The following is a 3441-nucleotide window of genomic DNA, read 5'->3' as shown; positions in this document are numbered from 1 at the left end:
GCGCGCCGCAGGCCTTGCCCACGCGGGCATGCTGTCCGGCGACCATGAAACCGCCGCCGCGCGCATCGCGGCAGAGGCAGGCATGGACTACTGGCGCGCCGGGCTGAAGCCCGCCGACAAGCTGTCCGCCATCCGCACCCAGCAGCAGTCCGGGGCCACGGTGATCTTCGTGGGTGACGGCATCAACGACGCCCCCGCCCTGGCCGGGGCGGACGTGGGCGTGGCCATGGGCGGTGCGGGCACCGACGTGGCGCTGGAAACCGCCGACGTGGCCCTGACCCACGACGACATCGGTCGCCTGCCCTTTCTGGTGCGCCTTTCGCGCCGGGCCATCTCGCTCATCAAGATCAACATCGGCCTCGGCGTGCTGTTCAACGCCCTGTCCATCCTGGGCAGCGGCTATGGCCTGCTCTCGCCCGTGATGGCCTCCGTGTTCCACAACGTGGGGTCGGTGATCGTGGTCGTTTCGTCCGCCAGCCTTGCCTTCTTCGATGACGGCGAACCGGGCCAGCCTGCCTGCCCCGTGCCCGCGGCAAGGAGGAAGGCGGCGTAGCGGCCATGCGCAAGACCGCATGGCCGCAGCCTGTGGTCCGCAACGCCGCCAAGGGTCGGAAGGGTTTCCTTTCCGGCCCGTTTACGCCCCTTCCCTCAGCCCATTGCGCCGGGCAGCCCCCCGCAAGTTCCGGCTCCTGCAGCAGCAGCGCACCAGCCGCTCACGCGGCCCGGCACTCTTGATTTCCCGCCCGGATTCTGCAATGCCTATCCGGTTCGCGCGCACGCCGCGCGGACGCACACGGGCCGTGCGCGCACCGGCGCACCAGCCGCAACAGACCGGAGGAACCACATGAAGCGTCTTATCCAGATCGCCCTCGGCCTTGCCCTGGTGGCCGCGCTGTGCGCCCCCGCCATGGCCAAGAAGCTCGTCGTCGCGCACGACACCAACTTCAAGCCCTTCGAGTTCAAGGGCGAAGACGGCAAGTACACCGGTTTCGACATCGAACTGTGGCAGGCCGCGGCCAAAATCGTGGGCGTGGAGTACGAACTGCAGCCCATGGACTTCAACGGCATCATCCCCGGCCTGCAGACCGGCAACATCGACGTGGGCATCGCGGGCATCACCATCAAGGCCGAGCGCCAGCAGGTCATCGACTTTTCCGACCCGTACTACGACTCCGGCCTGATGATCCTGGTGCGCGAAGGCGACACCGCCATCAAGTCGGTGGAAGACCTGAAGGGCAAGATCGTGGCCACCAAGACCGCCACCTCGTCCGTGGACTTCGTGAAGGCCAGCGCCAGCGCCAAAGAAGTGAAGCTGTTCCCCAACAACGACGGCATGTTCTTTGAGCTGATGAGCGGCGGCGCCGACGCCGTGGTGTTCGACATGCCCGTGGTGAAGGAATTCGCCATGACCGCCGGCAAGGGCAAGGTGAAGACCGTCGGCCCGCTGTACCAGGGCCAGTCGTACGGCATCGGCTTCCCCAAGGGCAGCCCGCTGGTGGTCAAGGTGAACGAGGCCCTGAAGAAGATCAAGGCCGACGGCACCTACGAGAAGCTGTACATGAAGTGGTTCGGCTACGCCCCCGGCAAGTAGCCCTGCCCATTGCTGATGACGGTCACGGCGGCGGGCATTCCGTCCCCTGTGGCCGCCTGAACGGACACGACGGGGATGGCCGCAGGGCCATCCCCTTGCCCGTTCCCGCACCCTGCGCGAATCACCCAAAGGCATTCCATGGCACTGGACTTCAAAGCAAGCGTCATGTGGGAAAGCGTGCCCCTGCTGCTAGGCGGGGTGCACCTGACCATCATCATCACCCTGGGCGGGCTGGCCATCGGCTTTCTGCTGGGCACCGCCACCGGGCTCGCCAAGACCGCGCGCGGCAAACTGCCTCGCGCCCTTGCCGACATCTACGTGGAGGCCATACGCGGCACCCCGCTCATCGTGCAGGTGATGTTCCTGTATTTCGGCGTGCCGCTGGCCACGGGCATGCGCATTCCGCCAGTGACGGCGGGCATCGTCGCCATTGCGGTCAACTCCGGGGCGTACATCGCGGAAATCGTGCGCGGCGCCGTGGAATCCATCGACGTGGGCCAGACCGAGGCGGGGCGCTCCATCGGGCTTACCCGCATGCAGGCCCTGCTGTACGTGGTGTGGCCGCAGGCCTTTCGCCGCATGATCCCGCCGCTGGGCAACCAGTTCATCATCTCGCTGAAGGACACCTCGCTGCTGGTGGTCATCGGGGTGGGCGAGCTGACCCGGCAGGGGCAGGAGATCATCGCCGTGAACTTCCGCGCCTTCGAGGTGTGGCTGACCGTGGCCGTGATGTACCTGGTTATGACGCTGAGCATTGCCCGCGTGCTGCGCATCTACGAACGCAAGCTGAACGCCCGCTTCGGCAGATAGGGGGATGACACGATGAAAACCTGTGAAACCCCCATGATCGAGATCCGCAACCTGCACAAGCGGTTCGGCCAGAACGAGGTGCTGCGCGGCATAGACCTTACCGTCTGCCCCGGCGAGGTGGTGGTGATCATCGGGCCGTCCGGCTCGGGCAAGTCCACCGCGCTGCGCTGCATCAACCGGCTGGAGGAAATCACCTCCGGCAAGGTCGTCGTTGACGGGCACGACCTGTACGCCCCCGCCACCGACATCAACTACGTGCGCACCGAAGCGGGCATGGTGTTCCAGCAGTTCAACCTGTTTCCGCACATGAGCGTGCTGGACAACGTGACCCTTGGCCCCATCAGGGTGCGCCGCACCCCCCGCGCCGAGGCCGACCGGCTGGGCCTGGCCCTGCTGGAAAAGGTGGGTCTGGCCGACAAGGCCACCGCCTACCCCGACCAGCTTTCCGGCGGTCAGAAGCAGCGGGTGGCCATTGCCCGTTCGCTGGCCATGCAGCCCAAGGTGTTGCTGTTCGACGAACCCACCAGCGCGCTTGACCCCGAACTGGTGGGCGAAGTGCTGGAAGTCATGCGCGCCCTTGCGCTGGAAGGCATGACCATGGTCATCGTCACCCACGAAATGGGCTTCGCGCGCGAGGTGGCCGACCGCGTCATCTTCATCGACCAGGGCCGGATACAGGAAGAAGGTCCGCCGGACGAATTCTTCAGCGCGCCGAAAAACCCGCGCCTGCGCGAGTTTCTGGGCCGCGTGCGCCACGCGTAGGGGGCCTGATGTTTCGAAAGGGGGGAGCCGGTGTCGAACCGGTTCCCCCCTTGCCCGTCACAGGACCAAGCCCGTCGCGCGGCACCCCGTGCAGTTCCGCGCCTTGCCAGCCGCGCCGCGCGTGCGGTACATCCCCGCCCATGCCCGCCCGCGACACCATCCTTCATTCCGCATGCGCCAGTGCCGCCCCCGGCCTGCCTAACGCTCTGCCGGACACTCCGCCAGACGCCCAGCCGGACGCCCAATCGCACCAGTCCCCGCCAGGTGCCGACACCGCC

4 protein-coding genes are annotated in these 3441 nt (G+C 66.8%); all 4 read left to right on the top strand.

The features are described from left to right. Positions 1-553 (top strand): HAD-IC family P-type ATPase (locus FVW20_RS10270; RefSeq protein ID WP_196609386.1); only part of this gene is annotated, 553 nt, incomplete at its 5' end. A 291-nt stretch (positions 554-844) separates the two neighbouring features. Then, complete coding sequence (gene glnH, locus FVW20_RS10265) at positions 845-1591, top strand: glutamine ABC transporter substrate-binding protein GlnH (RefSeq protein WP_196609384.1); 747 nt, start codon at positions 845-847, stop codon at positions 1589-1591. A 138-nt stretch (positions 1592-1729) separates the two neighbouring features. Continuing rightward, positions 1730-2401, top strand: coding sequence for an amino acid ABC transporter permease (locus tag FVW20_RS10260; RefSeq protein ID WP_196609382.1), 672 nt, complete (start codon positions 1730-1732; stop codon positions 2399-2401). A 33-nt stretch (positions 2402-2434) separates the two neighbouring features. Continuing rightward, positions 2435-3163, top strand: coding sequence for an amino acid ABC transporter ATP-binding protein (locus tag FVW20_RS10255; RefSeq protein WP_196609387.1), 729 nt, complete (start codon positions 2435-2437; stop codon positions 3161-3163). Positions 3164-3441: the final 278 nt, after the last annotated feature.

The organism is Nitratidesulfovibrio oxamicus, assembly GCF_015731765.1.
GTDB classification, from domain to species: Bacteria; Desulfobacterota; Desulfovibrionia; order Desulfovibrionales; family Desulfovibrionaceae; genus Cupidesulfovibrio; species Cupidesulfovibrio oxamicus.
The sequence above is the reverse complement of the archived record's forward strand: the minus strand, read 5'-3'. Positions and strand labels throughout refer to the sequence as shown.